General features: G+C 62.6%; 1 pseudogene. It reads right to left on the bottom strand.

Going from position 1 to position 577, the window contains the following annotated elements:
* A pseudogene (locus tag AC1Q7H_RS39885) lies at nt 1–516 on the bottom strand (IS4 family transposase); the annotation flags it as partial.
* Nucleotides 517–577 lie beyond the last annotated feature (61 nt).

Genomic DNA, 577 nt, shown 5'->3' with positions numbered 1-577 from the left:
GGGCGGTTCGTCCTCGATGACATGCACAGCGAAGACATTCTGCTCGGGCAAGCCAGCCCGCGTCTGAGGTGGTTGCAGGCGAACGGGCGCGTATCGCAGCGTCAGGCGGGCCGTGCGTAGGGTGCGTGCACCTCTGGCCGGAATCAGCAACTCGGTGTAACCTGCCGCAGGGGTGTCCAATACCGCTTGCCAGAGATAGCGCTGGGGATGGCGGGCACAGCGATTCCATGCTGCGCGCACCAGCCAGTCCACTCCGTCTGGTCGCTCGGCAGCAAACAGTTCATACACATCGCTTTCGCGATCTCCGATCCCTACCAGTTGGGTCTGTGCACAGCGCGACTTCAGCGCAGACAGATGGGCAAGACCCTCGATCCACTTAGCGCTTTCTTTCTCGTGGACGGGTCGGGACTTGCGCTGCGCAGCACTACCTTTGGTTGCTTCAGCGCGTGTCCACGTCTTCATGCCCAGCACCCCAAGCGGCAGCCCCTCTGGACTGACTGCCAGCAGGCTGTGCATCAGGAAACCACGCTCATTGCCACCGGTACAGCGACCTAAGCCCTCTGTGGCGTGCAGGTGC

Source organism: Cupriavidus sp. GW823-FHT06D04 (assembly GCF_058795055.1).
This window is presented reverse-complemented; position numbering and strand designations above follow the sequence as displayed.